This window comes from Pontibacter rugosus, assembly GCF_042678745.1.
GTDB lineage: Bacteria > Bacteroidota > Bacteroidia > Cytophagales > Hymenobacteraceae > Pontibacter > Pontibacter rugosus.
The window spans coordinates 1-2,190 of sequence record NZ_JBHTLD010000379.1 but is presented as its reverse complement, the minus strand read 5'-3'; the positions used below and the strand labels follow the sequence as shown (position 1 = coordinate 2,190).

The following is a 2,190-nucleotide window of genomic DNA, read 5'->3' as shown; positions in this document are numbered from 1 at the left end:
AGCCATCATCTCCAGATGTAAATCAGAAGAAGTTAAGTATAGGGAGTGAATTAACTATATGTATACTAAAAACCTGTCATTCTGGAAGAATCTTAATATAAATAGATGATCTCTACTTCCGGAGGTCAAAATTCTGCGACTGGCAAGGAAAGGCGTCCTTTATTCACAAGGTCCTAGCAGGATGACAAGATAGGATAAACTAAATTTGCCTGAGTTCTTACTGGCTTATGTTTTTGTTGCAAACAAAAAAGGTTGTGCTTATACTTGCAACAGTATTGCAAGGCAAGAGCGCGGTTGTCGCATTATATAGTATGCATGCTGCTTTACTCAAAGAAAATATCATAGACTTATTTGATGCATCGTTGCCAGTCCTATATCGCTTATTTTCTCCTGGTGCTCTTTTTCAGAGTACTGGCGCCAGAGGCTGCGATATTGTCACTGCATCAGCACGGTCATTCCGAAGACAAACCTCTTTCTGAAACTGTTATAAGCCAAGCACATATTCATTGTGATGTGGATGGGCTTTACAACAGTGATTTCTTGCTCCCGCACTTCACTTTTGAACTAGCGGATATCCCACAAACTGGCTGCTATGTGGCGCCTTATAGTTTCGTCTGGAAATTTACCTTTCCCAATAACACTTACCTGCGAGGCCCTCCTTTGGCCTGATCCAGTATTATAGGTGCGTAGTACCTGAACATGCTATTACTATTCGTTTTAAGTTTTACAGATTTACTGCGCTTTTGCTGCTGTGCTTTGCTTGATAGCAATACCTAAAGCAAAATGCCAGGAGGAGGTATGTGTGAATTTTGATGAGCAGATTATAACTTATCTGTGAATCAATTTATATTCTAACAGGCTCGTCTGTAGAAGTATAAACACGTGTAGCAGGTTTAGCCACGCATAGCGCCAGGATAATAGCACCCTAAGGTGAGCATTCTGGGGCTTCCTTTATTGCCATGTTGCCTGAGCAACTACAGAAACGCTATGCAAGCTTCTGTAGCTTGTCCGGCCCATTCCATTCTATTGCAAATATTCCTAACTCATTCATTTCTCATGAAGATATCACTCTTCTTAATTGCTCTTTTTGTTCCATTTCTAAATCTTTCCGCTGCGGAGGGGCAGGTGAAGTCATTTTCTTTTGCTGGCGAAAAAATAAAGCCCGGCTCTACAAAATCTTTTCTGTTACCCATTAAAAGTGGCTCGGATAGTACGGTTATACCTGTTACCATATTTCACGGATCAAATATAGGTCCTGTGCTTGGTATCACGGCAGGTGTTCATGGCTTAGAGTATGCGCCTATTATGGCTGCTCAGCAACTGCCAAAGCATCTTGAGCCAAAGAAAATGAGCGGAACTGTAGTATTGGTGCACATGGCCAATGTGCCTGCTTTTCTCAATAGAACCCTCATGCTTAACCCGCTCGACGGCAAAAACCTAAACCGTGTTTTTCCAGGAAAAGACAATGGCACTATCACGGAACGCATCGCCTGGACCATTTCAAAAGAGGTAATTGAACGCTGCGACTATTTTGTTGATGTGCATGCCGGAGATGCTAATAATGATCTGATGCCTTATTCAGGCTATTATAATTATTTCGATATGCCGGAAGTGTCTGCAAAGGCCAAGGAGATGGCACTAGCACTTGGGTTCGACTTTATTGTGCAGTTTGGAAATGAGCAAAGCCTGAAGGAAGAAGCTATTTACTGCTCGCGCGAGGCCACAAAGCGAAATTTACCTGCCGTGGATATTGAGTGTGGCAGAATGGGAATTGTAGAAGAAAAGCCTGTATTACAGATTCAGCATGCCCTACTAAGCCTCATGCGCCATCTTAAGATAATAGAAGGTGAATCAGCCAGTGTTACCAACCCTGTTATCATAGCGAAACGCACATCTGTAAGCAGTAAACATGAAGGCTTTTTCTACAGCGATATAACAAGTGGCAACTATGTAAAAAAAGGAATGAGACTAGGCTATATAACTGACCTGTTTGGAAATCAAATAGCAGATGTAACCTGTCCGGTAGATGGTGTCATTCTGTTTAAAACCTTCAATCCGCCTGTCAAAAAAGGGGATGGCCTGTTTAGCATTGGGCATATAAACTAACCCTTCTCAAAATCTATATTATCACTTTGTCTTTTTTAGGATATCTATACTTATCGCTTTAAATGAAAAAATATCTATTTATAC

General features: G+C 41.3%; 1 protein-coding gene. It reads left to right on the top strand.

Annotated features, from left to right (window positions below):
- Positions 1-1,056: 1,056 nt before the first annotated feature.
- Positions 1,057-2,106 (top strand): succinylglutamate desuccinylase/aspartoacylase family protein, encoded by a 1,050-nt coding sequence (locus tag ACFQ2O_RS21340; protein WP_377532868.1) that lies wholly within the window; start codon positions 1,057-1,059, stop codon positions 2,104-2,106.
- The last annotated feature ends 84 nt before the right edge of the window (positions 2,107-2,190 follow it).